The following is a 16,345-nucleotide window of genomic DNA, read 5'->3' on the forward strand; positions in this document are numbered from 1 at the left end:
ATTTGGTATCGTTCTTCTCGGCTGAGGTGCTTGTACATTGGGCAACTTCGACTTGGCGGTTAAAGCGGCCATGATGCTCTCGCATCCTCAGCCACCTATAACCAGTTCATCTTTGTTGCACTTCGTCCTTGAATCCGCCTACCTTTAATGATACTTTGACCGTGACTTATAAGTTAGATGCCGATACGACAACAAGTGCATTGTTGTCATTAATTCGTGTGGATAAAAACACCGCTGGAGTTGTAGTCAGCACAGATACAAAGGTCATTCGGATTACACCGACTGGTTCCCAAAAGTTATTGACCGATACAGAAACAGATGCAAGCTCTTCGTTGATAGTTATTTACCAATAGCCAATGGTATAAGAAAAATGGTGTTCTCAAGGAGTAATCAACGTGGCTTCACGCTCTTAGAGCTATTAGTCGTCATGGTCATCATTGGCTTGCTCGCAGGTTATGTGGCACCTCGCTACTTTGCTCAAGTGGGCAAGTCAGAAGTTAAAGCCACTCGCGCACAAATTGACGCATTCGAAAAATCCCTCGAAGCCTATCGCTTAGACGTAGGCAAGTACCCCACAACAGAGCAGGGCTTGGCAGCTTTAATGACTGCACCTGCTGGCACGCCCAATTGGCAGGGGCCATATCTAAAAAAGTCTGTTCCTCCTGATCCTTGGAAGAACCCGTACCAATATCGCCAACCCGGTGAGCATGGGGACTTTGACATTTACTCCTTTGGTCGTGACGGCAAGCCCGGTGGTCAAAAAGAAGATGCCGACATTGGCAACTGGTAAGCGCAGCGTAGCAACCATCTGAATGTATGCGTTTCAAAGTCAAAGCTTATGGCACCTCGCAAAACGGGGCTGCCTCAGTCTTGCAACTGGAGGTCGAGGCCACCAGTGCGCAGGCTGCTGCACGTCAGGTGAGTGAGCAAGGCCATGCGGTGTTGTCTGTGCGAGCACAGGGGTTGTCACTGTCTTGGGGAGCCGCAGGGTTTACCCAAAGCGCTGCACTGTTGTTTTGCCAAGAGCTATTGGCTTTGTTAGAAGCGGGTATGGGCTTGATGGAGTCCCTAGACATCCTTTGCCAAAAAGCCCGAGACCCCATCGTGCGCCAAGTGCTGTTGTCGGTGCAAGAGCGTGTGCGCGAGGGGCGGACATTTTCAGAGGCGTTGGAGACGACGCCATCGATTGCAGGGCGGCCACCGTTTTCTACGCTCTTAGTCGCAACCGTTCGCTCCGCTGAGCAAACAGGTCAGATCTCCCAAGCACTTAAACGCTACGTCGCTTACCAAGGCGAACTAACGGCGGTGCGCGACAAGGTGGTTGCCGCTTGTGTGTACCCAGCGCTGCTGTTGATAGTAGGTGCCTTGGTCATTGTGTTTCTCATGACCTATGTAGTGCCACGTTTTAGCCACATCTATGAGGATGTGGGCAGCGAGAACTTACCCCTCTTGTCGCGTTGGCTCATGCAGTGGGGCTTACTCATGAACGACCATCTTGGCAGTTTTGCCGTTGTATTCGTTGCAGTTACAGCAGGCTTGATCTACGCCCTGTCACGCCCACCAATAAAAGCATGGTTGTCACAAAAACTCTGGGCCTTGCCCACGGTGGGTGAATACCTCAGAACATATCAGCTCGCCCAATTCGTACGCACACTTGCGATGCTGCTAGGGGGCGGTATTCCATTAGTCAAAGCGTTAGACATGACCCATGACTTGCTCCCGCAACCCGCTTTGGCGACAGGTCTGGTTAATGCACGCCAAGCTATTGCAGAAGGGCAGTCGCTCTCAGAGGCTTTTAGGCAAAACGGGCTTGCTACTTCAGTGGGTGTTCGCCTGTTGGTGGTGGGCGAGCGTGGCGGCGATTTGGCTCAAGTGATGGAGCGCATTGCTGCGTTTTATGACGCAGAAGTGGCTCGCGCTGTTGCTTGGTTTTCGCGTTTGTTCGAACCGATTTTGATGATGGTGATTGGCTTGGTCATTGGCGGCGTGATTATCCTCATGTACCTGCCCATCTTTGAGCTAGCAGGCAGCATCCAATGACGCAGTTGTCCCAAACAATACCTAGCACATTGCTTGCGCAAGTGTGCCAATCAACGCCTGTCAACGACGCTGCAACTGGTTTTTGGAGCAGACTAGAACGCGCATTGAACGAACCTGCACAGGTCTGCCTCGAACGCTTAGGCGCAACACTGGCTTTGCCTGTGTTGAGTCTGTCAGATCTGGACGCCTTAGAGCCTGACTACGAAGCGCTGAGTTTTTCTGAAGCGACTAAGCGTTCTTGCCTTGTGCTGCGCCACCCTCAAGATGTCCAAGATGTCCAAGATATCCAAAATGTCCAAGTCTTGGTGGCTTTGAGTGACCCGTTTGATACACGCTTGCAAACTTGGCTCGAAGTCAAGCTGCAGTCGTTGACCAAAAACTCAAACCCTGTGCAATGGCACTTGGTGCATGCCAATGACCTGACGGCCTATTTGATTCGGCAAGAAGAGCAGCTTCACGCCATGGACAAGGCGGTGGCTGATGTGGGGGCTGGGGTCATCTATTCAGAGCAAAGCGTTGATCAGCTGTCTTTGAGCTCTATCGCCCAAGACAGCAGTCCCATCGTTCGGTTGGTGAACTCGACGGTCTTAGATGCGATGAAAGCCCAAGCCAGTGATATCCACATTGAGACAGTTGGGTCAGGTCTGCATGTGAAGTACCGCATTGACGGTGTCCTCTCCAGCGCCGCTCAGGTGCAAGGGCGTGACACCGCCGCACATGTGGTCTCACGCATCAAGGTGATGGCTGAGTTGGACATTGCCGAGCAACGCATTCCACAAGATGGACGTTTCAAGTTAGCGGTGCAAGGCAGACAGATTGATTTTAGGGTCTCTGTGATGCCCAGCCTCTTCGGTGAAGACGTGGTGATCCGCATCTTGGACAAGAGATCACTGACCGATCAGGTGGAAGGTCTGCGACTTGACCTGCTGGGCTATGAGGGCACCGTGCTTACCCAACTACGCCGTCTCGCCAAAGAGCCTTACGGCATGTTGCTTGTCACGGGTCCCACGGGCAGTGGCAAGACCACCACCTTGTATGCGGCGCTGACAGAGATCAACAGTGGTGAGGTCAAGATCGTCACCATTGAAGACCCGATTGAGTACGAGTTGCCGGGTATTTTGCAAATCCCAGTGAATGAGAAAAAAGGCATGGGCTTTGCACGAGGGCTGCGCTCTGTGTTGCGCCACGACCCAGACAAGATCTTTGTGGGTGAGATTCGAGATTCAGAAACCGCCCAAATTGCTATTCAATCCGCACTCACAGGGCATTTGGTGTTCACCAGCGTTCACGCCAACAACGTGTTTGACGTGTTGGGGCGTTTCCTGCATTTGGGTGTGGACACCTACAGCTTTGTCTCAGCACTCAACGGGGTTTTGGCCCAACGGCTAGTGCGAGTGATTTGTCCACAGTGCAAAGACGTGGATCAAGACGCACACGACGCGTTTATTCAAAGCAACAACTTAGAACAAGATGCCGTGTTCTACAAGGGCAAGGGTTGCCCCCATTGCCGTGGCACAGGATTCAAAGGGCGACGGGCGATTTCAGAATTGCTGTTACTCGATGACGAACTGCGTGAGTTGATCATTGCCCGTGCTCCCATTCGTACGTTGAAAAGCACAGCTCAGGCCAAAGGCACGGTTTTCTTGCGTGACGCGGCGGTGCAGGCGGTGCGCTCAGGCTGGACCACAGTGGATGAGATCAACCGCGTGACGTTTGCTCAATAACGGTGAAGACAAGATGCAAGAAAAACTAAAAAAAATCATTCAAAACGCAGGTGCGCACTTGGGCCATTGGGTAAAACGTCGCCGCTTGGTAATCGGGATGACGCAGGGCCAAGTTTGTGTGATGGTCTTGCAAGGCTGGAGTGAGCCGCGCATCGCGGCTCAATATGAACAAGCTATTAACGCAGGAGTATCTGAATCATCGACGCAGTGGTCACCTTATGTACAAACACTGCAAACCATTTTGAACACCCATGGACTTCAAAACTTACCTTGCGCGGTAATGCTGTCTGATCAGTGGGTGCGTTGGGCGGCGGTACCTTGGATAGCAGAGGGCATGTCTTCGGCTGAGATGTCTGCGCGGGAGTTGGGTGCACTGGTGCAATTGAGTTTTACGCAGCTGTACACAGATGCGCAGGACTGGGTATCTGTGACGGATAGACCCCGCTATAGTCAGAATCAGCTGGCGGCGGCAATTCCCAAAGCCTTGCTTGAGAACTTGCGCTCGGTGTTGACATCGCGTGGGTTGAGATTGAGTGCTTGTCACAGCGCCCTCGCTTTGGCATGGAACCGAGCACAAAGAAGTGATGACCATGAGCAGCGCTGGATGCCACATGTGCGAGCTGACCAAGCCCAGCTTTTTGTCACGCTTGATGGACACACGCTCACGCTGTTGGGTAAATCTAAGCCAGACATGTCTGTCATTCGCAGCGTACAAGTGGCCACGCAGCCGGTCTTACCTGTTCAAGTGATTGAGCGTGAGATCGTCTTGCAGCAGCTCCAGCGCCCCAAGGTGACGGTGTTGAGTTTGAACCGATTACCAGCTGACTTGGATGTGCCTGAGCATTGGCAGATCAGGGACGCGACCAACGCGCAGTCAAGAAATCTTCAAGATAAAAACACGCAAGCTCTAGGTGTGAGTGGGGTGGCCTCAGTCGGCATGAGTTCTGCCTGTGCTTTGTGCCATTTGCTCAGCCCTATTAAGCGCGACAAGCCGAAGAAAAAACTTGAGCAGTGGGTGGATGACTTTGCGTTTAAGCGCAGCAAGGCGCTGGACATTGATTTTGCAAGACACAACGCCCAGCCCATTTGGTCAACGCATCAGTTGTTTGTGATGAGCGTTTTGTCTGCGGCTTTGTTATTGACTAATTATGTGTACTTGGATGTGCAAGTCGGTTCAGTGCAGAGTCAACTCGATGAAGCCAAGGGGCAGCAAATAGCACGCAAAGGCAAACGTGGCGCCTCAGAGGGAGATGAGCGTCAAAACGCAGAGCTTGCCAATGCCAGACAAATTGTGGTGAGTTTGAACCGCCCTTGGGAGCGGCTGTTTGTAGCGATTGAAGCCGCTACGAACTCAGATGTGACTTTGCTGGATATCACGCCCAATCCTCAAGGCGGGGACTTGCATGTGTCAGGTGATGCACGTAACTTCAAGTCTGTCTTGGCCTTTGTGCAAGCGCTCAAAGAGCTAGGGGCTGCAACGCAAGACCTCTCGCAGGTATATCTGGCGAGCCATCAGGTGCAAGAGCAAGACCCTTTGCGCACGATTCGGTTTGAAGTCAATGCCTCGTGGCGTCCAAAAGATGCTCTGGTCAGCGATACAGGTGTGAATTCACCAAAACCAGTAGACACCAGCAACGAAGTCGTGGGTCAAGGTGGTGTAGGTGCACAACAGACGGTGGCGCACTTGGAGGGCTCAAGATGATGCACCTCCAAAGTAATCAATCCCATTGGCGCTGGACCTTGTGCCATGCTTGGGCACGAATGCCTTGGCGGCAATGGAGCGCTTTGTGGCTGGTGCTTGGCGTGGCTGTGTTGTACGCACTCTTCGTGTATCCGCTCTATGGGCAGCGATCAGCCCTTCAAGAGCAGATGCGTACACAGGCCACATCTATTGACGCTCATCGCCCAAAAGCACCTGAGCGACAAGAGCAACTGGGTGCGTTTTACGAATACTTCCCTGCAGAAAGCCAGATGGTGGCGATTTTGGCGAAGTTGCACGATGCGGCACCACGCAGAAATTTATCCTTGCCACAAGGTGAGTACCGATTGATTGGGGCAGGTTCGGGTTCTAGTTTGAGCTCTGGTTTGGCTTCTAGTGGACAAGCGTCATCAGCGGGGCCACGCAATTTACTAATGCGCTATGAAATCGTCTTGCCCGTCAAAGGCAACTACCAAGATATCCGTGGATATGTCTCAGATGTGTTGATGGAGCAGCCGGGTATTGCGCTTGATGCGTTGACTTTTACGAGAGAGAACAACGCCCGTGTGGGTGTAGACGCTGAACTGCATTTCACGCTCTATGTCAGGGCGGGGATTTGAGCATAGCGATGTCAATGGCTGCATTTTCTCGCAAACAGCTGCTACTCATGGGCGGGTTGTTGTTGAGTGTGGGACTTTCTGCATGGACGTATTGGCAAGAGCGTGATGTGGAGGCTGAAACAAGAGAAAGTTCTACGGCGTCTGCTGCTGCGTCAGTTGTCAACATTGCCCAAGCGCCAATCGCAGGTGCATCCATGAGTGATGGAGCAGCTGTAGTGCTCGGAGAGTCGGCTGATGCACCGCCACCCGTTCCTTTGCCATTGGGTTTGGTGGCAAGAAGTCGCGCGCCCGTGACGCTCGATCCCTTTGCGCCCTTGGCGGTGATTGAGCCCCCCAAACCCAAAACACCTGAGCCCCCCAAAGTGGTGGAGGTGCCCAAAGCACCTCCCTTGCCGTTTCAGTACATGGGCAAATGGGTGGACTCTGAAAGCAGCGTGAACAGCGGTGGTGCATCTAGTCCCACAACGCCCAAGAAAATCGTGGTCTACCTCGTGCGCGGCAATGAGATGTTTTCTGTGAGTCCGGGCGACGCCATTGATGCCCGCTACCAGTTCGTGGGATTTGAGGGGGAGACCTTGGTTTTTAAATACATCCCGCTGTCAGAGCGACAAACCCTTGCGACGGGACAGATGCCATGAGCCAATTTTTTATACAGCCGTTCTTTTTGGGCAGAGCTTCTATGCCAAATAAATTCTTTTCGTCATTGCGTGGCGTGCGTTCGTCCTTTACTTGTTGGCCTATTACTTACTTAGTGTTGGGCGTCTTAATCAGTGGCTTGCTCACTGGCTGTGCATCTCCCCACTACCGCGAGGCCAATAGCCTATTCAGGCAAGGGCAAACGGATGCGGCTTTGATTGAGTTGAAAAAAGCCTATGACGATGAACCCAGCAATGTGGAGGTGCGGAGTGAGTATTTTTCACGCTTAACGACGTTCACGAACAGCTTGGTTGCTGAAGCCAGAGCTTTGCGTCAACAAGGTAAGAGCGATGAAGCGCAAGCCGTGTACGAGAGATTGTTGCGCGTGGACCCCAGCAACACCATCGCCAAGGATGCGTTGAGCGCACTGCCAAAAGAAAAGTTACAAAACAAATTGGTGACTGAGGCTGCTGATTTTTTAAAGGCGGGAGATCCACGTCAAGCCATGAGTTTGGTGCGCAGTGTCTTGTCAGAAAACCCAGATCACTATGAAGCCAATCAGCTTAAACATGAGTTAGACGAACTTGCCAGTACGACGACTAGCAGACGCTTGATGGGGGAGATGGCTTTGAAGCTGCCACGCAGCAACCCTGTGAACTTGGAGTTCAGAGATGCCAATGTGAAATTTGTGTTTGATGTGCTGAGTCGCTCCAGTGGCGTGAACTTCATTTTGGACAAAGATGTTCGGCCAGATCTGCAAGTCACGGTGTTCTTGCGTAACGCCACCTTGGAAGATGCTGTCAAGCTGATCTTGCAAACACATCAGCTTGAATACAAATTGCTCAACGCTAATTCGGTGCTGATTTATCCCAACACACCTGAAAAAACCAAGGTCTACCAAGATCTGGTGGTCAAGGCGTTTTATTTGCAGAACGCCGATGCCAAACAGGTGCAAGCAAATTTAAAGACCATGCTCAAGACCAAGGACACGATCATTGATGAAAAGCTCAACCTGATTGTGATGCGTGACACGCCAGACGCCATCCAAATTGCAGAAAAGATCATTGCCATGCAGGACTTGAGTGAACCAGAGGTCATGCTGGAGGTTGAAATTTTGGAGGTGGACCGCTCCAAGGTGACGAACTTGGGGATTCAGTGGCCCGGCAGCGCCACACTCACGCCCTTGTCATCCAACACGACCAGCGGTCTTACCGTCACTGACTTGCGCAACTTAAATTCAAGTACAACGGGCGTGTCTGGCGTGAGTGTGGGCATGAATGCCAATAAGACCATCACGGATGCCAACATCTTGGCCAATCCTCGTATTCGGGTGCGTAACCGTGAGTCGGCCAAGATCATGATTGGTGACAAGCTGCCGGTGATCACAAGCAATGTGACACCTACTGGAGTTGTGTCTTCCAATATCCAGTACTTGGAGGTCGGCTTGAAGTTGGATGTACAACCCGACATCCGATTGAAAAACGAAATTGGTATCAAGTTGGGACTGGAGGTGAGCTCCGTGACGAACACAGTCACCTTAGCCAATGGCACCCAAACCTATCAAATTGGCACCAGAAATGCTGAAACCAAGTTACGCTTGCGTGATGGCGAGACACAAATTTTGGGTGGCTTGATCAATGATCAAGAAGGAACCAGTGGCAGCCGAATTCCTGGCATTGGGGACTTGCCAATCCTCAATCGTTTGTTTGGATCACAAAGAGACTCCCACAACAAGACGGAATTGGTGCTCTCCATCACACCACGGCTGGTACGTAACTTGAGTTTGCCCCAAGCCAGTCGCACGGAGTTCTGGTCTGGGACTGAGGCGAACTTGCGTAACCCCAATACCTTTGCGGTAGTAGACAAATCCGAAAACAAGAACACCACGGTGGGCAATGCAGGCGCTGGAGCGAGCAGTAATGCAGAGTCAAACGTAGCCGCATTGAGTGCGATGCCTTTGGAACCTGCCAAAACCGTGGACTTGAGCTGGAAGGTCACTGACACCAAAGGTGATGTGATGACGCTGAGCTTGATTACTAAAGCCGATGGCACGATGCGTAGCTTGCCTTTGCAGCTAGGTTTTGATGGCGGTAGTTATCAGGTGACGTCGGTTGAAGAGGGCGGTTACTTCAACAGGGATGGTGCCAATACGACTTTTTCGCAAAGCGTGGACCATGCCGCTGGCAAAGTGTTTGCCACGGTGACGCGTAATGATGTTCAAGGCGCTCCATCGGGTGAAATGCCAGTCATCACACTCAAGCTTCGCTCGACAGGTGCAAAGGTTCCTGAAATCAAGGTGCTGGCAGCTGAGCCAGTCGTCTCCAGTGGTGTGCGCCCAGTTGTGAATCTGCCTGCTGGTTTCAACCCATTAGAAAAACCTCAGTGAATTCACCTCTGAACAAGGTCAAAACTCAAGGTGGCTTTACCTTGATTGAGTTACTTATGACCGTACTCATCGTCGCTGTGCTGGCGAGTGTGGCGCTGCCCATGACACATTTAGCAAGTCAGCGCATGAAAGAGGCACAGTTACGTGAAGCTTTACGTCAAATTCGAGATGCAATAGATGCCTATAAGCGTGCAGCAGACAGTGGGCACATCGTGCTGAAGTCGGGGGAGAGTGGTTATCCGGCCAGTTTGGATGTGCTGGTCAGTGGGGTAGTGGATGCAAAGCCCGGTAGCCCTATAGCGCTGGGTAACTTAGGCAGCGGTGAAAAAGGGCAATCACTGAGTGCGTCGATGAATACGGCAGTAATCCCTTAAACGGGGGCCAAGCTGTATTTCTTGCGTCGAATCCCTCGTGATCCCATGAATGACGACTTGGAGTTGCCTGCAGCAGACACATGGGGCAAGCGCAGCTATGCATCTTCTTATGAAGCACCACAAGAGGGCGGGGATGTGTTTGATGTGTATTCGTTGTCACCCAAGACTGGGCTCAGCAAGCAACCTTACCGAGAATGGTGAGCCGCATATGCGATATTTTTCATCCACTCAAGCCATACGCAAGCTTCAACAAGGTTTTACCTTGATTGAGTTGCTGGTGGTCTTGGCCATCATCGGCACGCTCTTGTCTTTGGCGCTGCCACGTTACAACGGCAGCGTTGATAAAACCAAAGAGGCTGTGCTGCGTCAAAACGTCGCGACCCTGCGCGATGCGATAGATAAGTTTCATGGGGACACAGGTAAGTACCCACAGAGTTTGGATGACTTGGTGGACAAGCAGTATTTGCGCCGCATTCCCTTAGATCCAGTGACCAATTCTGAGAAAACTTGGGTTGTTGTGCCATCAATGGATGCAGATGAGCAGGGGATTGCTGATGTCAAGAGCGGCGCGTCTGGCAAATCACGCACGGGTCAGCTGTTTCAGGACTGGTGATGCGTTTGACCATCCACCCCACACCAAACACAAGCCTAAGCAATCGGTATGTCAGCAATAAACAGTGCGGAAGTGTTTATTTGATGATGCTTTTTATGGTGGCATTTGTTGGATTAGCAGCAGCTGCAGTCACAACTGTGTGGTCTACGCAAAGGCAACGGGATCGAGAAACTGAGTTGCTTGCTGTTGGCTCTGAGTTTGAGCGAGCAATTCAAAGATACTACGAGAGCTCACCGGGATTGATCAAAAGCTATCCCCCTCGACTTGAAGAGCTGCTTAAAGACAACCGATTTTTGTATCCCAAGCGACACCTGCGCCAAATCTATGTAGATCCGATGACTGGTGAGCGCGATTGGACGCTTGTGATGGCTCCGCAGGGAGGTGTGATGGGGATTGCAAGCAGTTCGAATAAGAAGCCTATCAAAACACAGCGTTTTGATGATCTGCATGTGCAGTTCGCTGGAAAAGATCGGTACAGCCAGTGGCAGTTTACGTATCTATCAACCTCGATTGGTAGTGATGCAGCTCATTAAAAAGTGCTCTATGTTGAAAGTGAAATATGAAAGTTAACCCTAACTATCCAAACGGCAATAACAAAGGGCAGCGTCAACTGTGGCACGCGCTTAAGAATACTTTTGAGCGTGATGATGGGGTTTCTTACTATCGCCATTCTATCTTTGCTACTAGCAAGCGAGGATGCAGCGAACCTGATTTTTTGATGATTCATCGCCGATTTGGTATTTGGATTTTCGAAAGTAAAGGTTGTCGCATTGAGTCTGTAGATCGAAGAGGCCAGAACCGAAGAAGATGGATTGAACCCAGCAGGCTCACTCGAGAAAAAGAAGGTTTGACAAAAAATATGAGGGTGCCGCTGCGGCGGGAGGCATTTGAGTAATTTCCATAGCATTAAAAGCGTGCGCTTTTTGTTTTTTTGAATAATGAAGGGTGGAGGCAGATGGACAAAAAGACTCTGGCGTATGCCAAATATTGGCGCATCTGCTTGGCAGATGCCGAGTTAGGTAAAGGCGCTCTCGATAGGTCTGATTTGGAGACCCTGTTGTTTTGTCCAAGTGATGAGCTGCAAAGAGGGTGTGTTGATGCTGAACTTACCCAGGAGTTATTTAAGGGTACAGCCAATGACGTCGATGAGATTGAAATTACGATTCGCCCGTTTATCTACCATTCGCAGCTTGAACATGGGCTAGCGAGGTCAAGTGGGGTGCCAAATGTGGTGACGCCCATAGTCAGTCAAGCTGTTTTGGATCGGCAAGGTCGAATTTTCCCGAGTGAGAACACAGTTGTTCCCCGTGACATTTTGGAGCCGTTGGACAAGGGTTCGTTTTCTATTGGGAGCGTCGCTGACTTGGATACATGGTTAGCTGATCATCATGTGCCGAAGTTTGATAAGCAGACCATCGGCAAACACGATCCCGACGAATGGCACTACGAGTGTTGGTCGACATATCTAAATTACTGCAAAGCGATGCTTGAGGAGGTCGCTTCAGGGTGGCCGGAGGACGACGCACCATTCCAGATGGATGACCGGTGGATCATCGTTAAAGACAGTGACGTAGTAGGTGCGAGCAAACATATTTTGGCACTCTACGACAACATCAGATCACAGGCACCAACAGCCCCGCTGTTTGAGAGATACGCATCTGAAAATATTGATTTGCCAGAACCCTGCCTTACGCCAAACTCGGGGCTTTCTCTTCGACTTGGACATTCTTCAGATACCCATCCATTGGCAGATGCACAGCGGGATGCTTTGACGCATCAGCTGGTCTCCAAACACGGTGAAATCCTGGGTGTCAATGGCCCACCTGGTACCGGTAAAACGACAATGCTGCTTTCAGTCGTTGCATCGCATTGGGTTCGTGCCGCGTTGGACGGAGGTGATCCGCCTGTGATTGCTGCGGCATCAACAAACAACCAAGCTGTCACCAACATCATTGACGCATTTGCTAAGGATTTTTCGACGGGCACAGGACCATTTGCAGGAAGATGGTTGCCTGACATAAAAAGTTTTGGTGCATATTTTCCATCCGCGAGCAAAGAAAGACTGTCCACTGGGAAGTATCAAACACGATCTTTTTTCAATAATGTTGAAGAGCAGGGTTACTACATCCGTGCCAAGGAAGAGTTTTTGAAGGCGGCACAAATCGCTTTCCCTGAGCTTGCAACCCCTTCCGTCAAAAGCATTTGTGCTCAGCTACACAGATTGATTCAGGGTGCTGAAAAGAAATTGATGGGCATAGAAACGGCATGGCCGCAGTTAATGTTGGCCACTAGTGCACTGCGTATGGAGCTTGGTGTGTCGCCTTCCGAAAGCCTCGCAATGCGAGAACGTGCTGTTTCTGACAAAGAAAACGACTTGGGTACGTACAAGGCCTTGATGGCAAAGTGGGAAGAGTTTCTCGGAGAAGAGTCATGGCTATACACCCTGTTTTCGTGGCTGCCACCTGTCAATAAAAAACGACTGTTGCTTGCGAAGAGCTTCTTAAGGGGGGTGTGGACAGTCGCTTTTCCTGATAAGCCGTGGACTAACGTTGATCAGTTCACAAATGAAATTCAAGTCATTGTTGGTGGATTTACTCAAGAACTAATTGGTCTTCGCGATGCACTCCAGCGGGGCGTGAAAGTGATCAAGACACATCGTGAAGCATTAACCCGATGGGCAAATGCCACCGACAGCTTGGGTATGAAAAATCCACCAGAACTAAGGACCTTGGCTGAATGTGACAAAGCTGCGGATACCGCCATTCGTTTCCCAGCATTTCTTCATGCAACCCACTACTGGGAAGCGCGTTGGCTCCTTGAAATGGAGGGCGCACTGAATACGTTGGCAGAGGAAAAGAGCAAGAAGGGCGCTTCGACTCTCAAAAAACGTTGGCATCGTAGGATGATGCTGACACCTTGCGTGGTTTCCACTTTCTTCATGCTGCCGAAAGAGTTCTCAGTAAGTCGCTACGAACGCGGAAATTTTGTACCAGACTACCTTTATGACTACATTGACCTCTTGATTGTTGATGAGGCGGGGCAGGTATTGCCCGAGGTAGCTGGGGCATCTTTTTCGCTGGCTAAACGGGCACTTGTTATCGGGGACACGCTCCAAATTGAGCCCATCTGGAGTGCGACCCCTCAAGTCGACATCGCAAATTTGATTAAAGCCGAAGTCATGGGGCACACAAACATTCGGACCACTTACAACAGAATCGCGGAACTTGGGAAGTCAGCTGCGTCTGGCAGTGTCATGGAAATCGCACAACGAGCCACACGTTACCACTATGACAAGGACTTATCACGAGGAATGTACCTTTATGAACACCGCCGTTGTTTTGATGAAATCGTGGCTTATTGCAATGCACTTTGCTATCACGACAAATTAATACCAAAGCGCGGTGCCCGTGGTTCAGAACTAGGGTTGCCTGCAATGGGGTATCTGCATATTGACGGCAAATGCGAACGTCGCGGTGGCAGCCGAGCCAATCAGATTGAAGCAACGACTATCGCAGAATGGATTGCTTATAACCGATCTTGGCTGGAGGCAAAGTACGACAAACAAATTCACGAAATTATCGGCGTGGTCACGCCATTTGGCGGACAGGTCGCTGCCATTTCCGAGGAGTGCGTGAATCGTGGAATCCGTGTTGGTAAAGAAGAAGGGGAGATGACTGTCGGCACTGTCCATTCATTGCAGGGGGCAGAGCGTCTTTTAGTGATTTTCTCCCCAACCTACTCACGGGATGCGGACGGCGGGTTCATGGATCGCAGTCCCGGTATGCTGAACGTCGGGGTCTCGCGCGCAAAGGACAATTTCCTTGTGTTTGGCGACATGTCCATATTCAATCCAGTTGACAAGGGGTCGCCACGCGGGCTTCTTGCGTCATTCTTGTTCGCAGAAGAATCCAACGCAATACAGTAGGTACTGGCGGGTTATGAGAGTCATTAATCAGTCTTACTTAACCATTCCAGCCAAACCTGTTCCCAAGTTGAGACTGTGAGGGCGAGCCTGCGCAAGGAGTTGATCCCAGTTATCGGGCGGATAGCCTGAATCTAGCATTTTGCGAAACACTCGATACGCATCTTCGCTGCTCTCATAGGCTCGCTTGGTGTCTTCGTCATTGACCCAAGCCAGCACGACCACCTTGCTGGGGGCGTGGAACCGGAAAAACAGTCGGTACTGCTGGAAAAACTTCGCACGGAACCAATGCTTGTGTTCTTCGCCGAGGGTGTTTCCTTGTCGGTATTCTGTTCGTGTCGGGTCTTGGGGAATAACATCGAAAGCCAGCTTGGTAATGGCTGCCAAACGTTTCGCCGCATTTTTCTTTACATATCCAACGGGGTCTTTTCCTTTGAGGGCACTGACCTGTTGAGCAAGAGCGTCAAGTTGGAAAATGAACAGCGGGTGGGCAAAAACTGTCCAGCCGTGAATGACCAAAACAGTTGGATTAGGACCATTCATTCATCGTCTGCCGACAGCGGCGTATTCAGGTCTACCTCGAGGTCATTGGTTAGCGACTGCAGGTGTTGTACGAACGTAGCATCCAAGGCTTGCAAGCGATCTGGGTGTTCGGCCATGTCGCGGGACAGAAAGCCTAAGAACTGACCGAGCACAGGGTCATGCGTCTCAGAGACTTCTGCACGACTGAGAACGACCTCACCGTTGGGCCGAATGGAGTAGTGGACCCTGTCGCGTTTGCCCAAACGCAGACTGCGGCGCACCATTTCTGGCACCGTGGTCTGGTAGCGGTCGGTCAGCGTTGATTCAACTTCAAGTGTGGCGGGCATGGGGTCTCCAGTTCAGAGAATATTTTCTAATGGTAATGCAATCGCATTGCTTGGTCAATTCAAGCACCTCAATTCCATTGACGTTCAGCCAACTTGTCTGAATAATGCAGGTGTCATATTCAGGGGTACCATAAAATCTGGGACACTTGTAACGCAAGTTTTGGAAAAAACATATGTGAATCAACAGCTTAGACGAGGAGGGAGGGCCCCGTCCCCGACCTTCGATCCATTACTGGCCGAGCCTGCCTGACCACGACAGATTTCGCATCGTTGTCCAATATCAAGACGCACAGGGTCAGGTTCCCAGCAAGGTTAAGAAAGCTGCCGCAGCGGAAAGACGGCTCGTGGCCCGGTCTTAAAGTGCGTCCCGTAATCACCAAGAACTGGAATCATGTCCCCTGGAGCAGCAGTGTGGTCACCGTTACAATGAAACCCTGAACGATCGCTGCCGAGAAAGGACACGTTTTGGTAAACGACAGCTTTCTTGGTAGCAAACTCAATTCCTTGAGTTTTCAGCCCTGAAGTTGGATGACGGGTTACTCACAGCGTACGTACCAAGTTAAATCTATACAAGGAGGCATCCATTTAACGTAGCAGCCACACTATGAACAATCGACTCAAGCACCAGTGTTGATACGGGTAGCAAAGTTGCCCATAAATAAATGAAAGAATTAGTTGCCGACCGCTGCCGTCGGTTCCGACTTAGAACCCCGATCAACTTCTGAGAAAACCAGCGCGTTCCCATGGCCAAATGGAAAGACCAAACTGGTTTGTGATTTTTCTAACCATGATTTCGGATAGTTCATCCGTGATGGTTTCTAGAAAGAACGAACTTTTAAGCGCATAGGGATCTCTAAGTTTGGGATCTCGCTCATAGGTTAAGCCTTCATGTTGGATAGCTAGGTCCGCACGCTCCTTGAGTACATGAGAAGAGTTGAAAACCCAATCTACAAAATCAGTTTCTTCTTGCTCCCAAACGCAAATTGGTGCGTTTAGATAATTAGCAGCCCATTCTGGGCCATTTCGATTACTCCCGTGCCAGTACAAATGCTCATCTAATGTGGTTCTACCTGTGAGCCCTTCGGCAATGTACGGATTGGCTGCTATTCCTCGTCGGATGAAGGTGCAGGCGGCGATGTAATCATGGTTTTTGAACGCAATTTGTCCAGCTTGATACCAATGAGCAGGTGAATGAGCTGCTTCTTTCAAAAAACTTTTCATGGCAGTTTTTGTATTGCCATTTAATAAATTTATGTCGCCCAGCAGCATGCGCACACCAAGGTTGTCCGATGGGGACCAGGCAAGCATTTTTTTTGCTAAAGCCTTAGCAGCTTTGCCGTTTCCTTGGTGCATCAGTCCCAGAAGATAGCCATGGGCAACACGCAAAAAAGTACGGTTGTCAATGTTGAGCCAGCTTATTTGGCCATTGAAGTTCTTCGGAATAAGTGCTGCCGCCTGTTCA

At 50.7% G+C, this 16,345-nt stretch carries 17 protein-coding genes; 14 read left to right on the top strand and 3 right to left on the bottom strand.

Annotated elements, in window-relative coordinates:
- Positions 1–128 precede the first annotated feature (128 nt).
- The 14 genes from RMR24_RS07695 to RMR24_RS07755 are packed head-to-tail and all read left to right on the top strand — an operon-like array spanning position 129 to position 14,017.
- Complete coding sequence (locus tag RMR24_RS07695) at positions 129–353, top strand: hypothetical protein (protein ID WP_310614497.1); 225 nt, start codon at positions 129–131, stop codon at positions 351–353.
- A 17-nt stretch (positions 354–370) separates the two neighbouring features.
- Positions 371–790: a type II secretion system major pseudopilin GspG gene (gene gspG / locus RMR24_RS07700; RefSeq protein WP_310614498.1), complete on the top strand. Its 420-nt coding sequence runs from the start codon at positions 371–373 to the stop codon at positions 788–790.
- Positions 791–816: 26 nt separating this feature from the next.
- Entirely contained in the window at positions 817–2,040 is a 1,224-nt protein-coding gene (locus RMR24_RS07705) for a type II secretion system F family protein (protein ID WP_310614499.1), read from the top strand.
- Entirely contained in the window at positions 2,037–3,764 is a 1,728-nt protein-coding gene (locus RMR24_RS07710) for a GspE/PulE family protein (protein ID WP_310614500.1), read from the top strand. The genes RMR24_RS07705 and RMR24_RS07710 overlap by 4 nt, the downstream gene beginning before the upstream one ends.
- A gap of 13 nt (positions 3,765–3,777) precedes the next feature.
- A complete protein-coding gene (locus RMR24_RS07715; RefSeq protein ID WP_310614501.1) occupies positions 3,778–5,466 on the top strand; it encodes a hypothetical protein in 1,689 nt (562 codons plus the stop codon).
- Entirely contained in the window at positions 5,463–6,083 is a 621-nt protein-coding gene (locus tag RMR24_RS07720; protein WP_310614502.1) for a hypothetical protein, read from the top strand. Before RMR24_RS07715 ends, RMR24_RS07720 begins: the two co-directional genes overlap by 4 nt.
- A 14-nt stretch (positions 6,084–6,097) precedes the next feature.
- A complete protein-coding gene (locus RMR24_RS07725; RefSeq protein ID WP_310614503.1) occupies positions 6,098–6,721 on the top strand; it encodes a hypothetical protein in 624 nt (207 codons plus the stop codon).
- Positions 6,722–6,762: 41 nt separating this feature from the next.
- The gene (locus tag RMR24_RS07730; RefSeq protein ID WP_310614504.1) at positions 6,763–9,105 is read left to right on the top strand and encodes a tetratricopeptide repeat protein; all 2,343 of its coding nucleotides are present in this window, start codon (positions 6,763–6,765) and stop codon (positions 9,103–9,105) included.
- Positions 9,102–9,479 carry a type II secretion system protein gene (locus tag RMR24_RS13525; protein ID WP_405023323.1) on the top strand — a complete coding sequence of 126 codons (378 nt, stop codon included), beginning with the start codon at positions 9,102–9,104 and terminating at the stop codon, positions 9,477–9,479. Before RMR24_RS07730 ends, RMR24_RS13525 begins: the two co-directional genes overlap by 4 nt.
- A gap of 45 nt (positions 9,480–9,524) precedes the next feature.
- Entirely contained in the window at positions 9,525–9,680 is a 156-nt protein-coding gene (locus RMR24_RS13530; protein WP_405023324.1) for a hypothetical protein, read from the top strand.
- A gap of 7 nt (positions 9,681–9,687) precedes the next feature.
- The gene (locus RMR24_RS07740; RefSeq protein WP_310614505.1) at positions 9,688–10,092 is read left to right on the top strand and encodes a prepilin-type N-terminal cleavage/methylation domain-containing protein; all 405 of its coding nucleotides are present in this window, start codon (positions 9,688–9,690) and stop codon (positions 10,090–10,092) included.
- Positions 10,092–10,625: a type II secretion system protein gene (locus RMR24_RS07745; RefSeq protein ID WP_310614506.1), complete on the top strand. Its 534-nt coding sequence runs from the start codon at positions 10,092–10,094 to the stop codon at positions 10,623–10,625. The genes RMR24_RS07740 and RMR24_RS07745 overlap by 1 nt, the downstream gene beginning before the upstream one ends.
- 26 nt (positions 10,626–10,651) lie before the next feature.
- Entirely contained in the window at positions 10,652–10,987 is a 336-nt protein-coding gene (locus tag RMR24_RS07750) for an NERD domain-containing protein (RefSeq protein ID WP_310614507.1), read from the top strand.
- A gap of 60 nt (positions 10,988–11,047) precedes the next feature.
- Positions 11,048–14,017 (top strand): AAA domain-containing protein, encoded by a 2,970-nt coding sequence (locus tag RMR24_RS07755; protein WP_310614508.1) that lies wholly within the window; start codon positions 11,048–11,050, stop codon positions 14,015–14,017.
- Positions 14,018–14,050: 33 nt separating this feature from the next.
- Here RMR24_RS07755 and RMR24_RS07760 read toward each other — a convergent pair whose 3' ends face one another.
- From RMR24_RS07760 to RMR24_RS07770, 3 genes are all read right to left on the bottom strand, one after another.
- The gene (locus RMR24_RS07760) at positions 14,051–14,557 is read right to left on the bottom strand and encodes a type II toxin-antitoxin system YhaV family toxin (RefSeq protein ID WP_310614509.1); all 507 of its coding nucleotides are present in this window, start codon (positions 14,555–14,557) and stop codon (positions 14,051–14,053) included.
- Complete coding sequence (locus tag RMR24_RS07765) at positions 14,554–14,883, bottom strand: type II toxin-antitoxin system PrlF family antitoxin (protein WP_310614510.1); 330 nt, start codon at positions 14,881–14,883, stop codon at positions 14,554–14,556. Before RMR24_RS07765 ends, RMR24_RS07760 begins: the two co-directional genes overlap by 4 nt.
- A gap of 714 nt (positions 14,884–15,597) precedes the next feature.
- A partial coding sequence (locus RMR24_RS07770; RefSeq protein ID WP_310614511.1) for a hypothetical protein occupies positions 15,598–16,345 on the bottom strand: 748 nt, incomplete at its 5' end.

It is taken from the genome of Limnohabitans sp., assembly GCF_031539105.1.
Classification (GTDB): domain Bacteria; phylum Pseudomonadota; class Gammaproteobacteria; order Burkholderiales; family Burkholderiaceae_C; genus Limnohabitans.

Excerpts from the sequence above, each read along its gene's own strand:
- gspG (WP_310614498.1), top strand. The coding sequence starts at position 371 with ATGGTGTTCTCAAGGAGTAATCAACGTGGCTTCACGCTCTTAGAGCTA.
- RMR24_RS07705 (WP_310614499.1), top strand. The coding sequence starts at position 817 with ATGCGTTTCAAAGTCAAAGCTTATGGCACCTCGCAAAACGGGGCTGCC.
- RMR24_RS07710 (WP_310614500.1), top strand. The coding sequence starts at position 2,037 with ATGACGCAGTTGTCCCAAACAATACCTAGCACATTGCTTGCGCAAGTG.
- RMR24_RS07715 (WP_310614501.1), top strand. The coding sequence starts at position 3,778 with ATGCAAGAAAAACTAAAAAAAATCATTCAAAACGCAGGTGCGCACTTG.
- RMR24_RS07720 (WP_310614502.1), top strand. The coding sequence starts at position 5,463 with ATGATGCACCTCCAAAGTAATCAATCCCATTGGCGCTGGACCTTGTGC.
- RMR24_RS07725 (WP_310614503.1), top strand. The coding sequence starts at position 6,098 with ATGGCTGCATTTTCTCGCAAACAGCTGCTACTCATGGGCGGGTTGTTG.
- RMR24_RS07730 (WP_310614504.1), top strand. The coding sequence starts at position 6,763 with ATGCCAAATAAATTCTTTTCGTCATTGCGTGGCGTGCGTTCGTCCTTT.
- RMR24_RS13530 (WP_405023324.1), top strand. The coding sequence starts at position 9,525 with ATGAATGACGACTTGGAGTTGCCTGCAGCAGACACATGGGGCAAGCGC.
- RMR24_RS07740 (WP_310614505.1), top strand. The coding sequence starts at position 9,688 with ATGCGATATTTTTCATCCACTCAAGCCATACGCAAGCTTCAACAAGGT.
- RMR24_RS07745 (WP_310614506.1), top strand. The coding sequence starts at position 10,092 with ATGCGTTTGACCATCCACCCCACACCAAACACAAGCCTAAGCAATCGG.
- RMR24_RS07750 (WP_310614507.1), top strand. The coding sequence starts at position 10,652 with ATGAAAGTTAACCCTAACTATCCAAACGGCAATAACAAAGGGCAGCGT.
- RMR24_RS07755 (WP_310614508.1), top strand. The coding sequence starts at position 11,048 with ATGGACAAAAAGACTCTGGCGTATGCCAAATATTGGCGCATCTGCTTG.
- RMR24_RS07760 (WP_310614509.1), bottom strand. The coding sequence starts at position 14,557 with ATGAATGGTCCTAATCCAACTGTTTTGGTCATTCACGGCTGGACAGTT.
- RMR24_RS07765 (WP_310614510.1), bottom strand. The coding sequence starts at position 14,883 with ATGCCCGCCACACTTGAAGTTGAATCAACGCTGACCGACCGCTACCAG.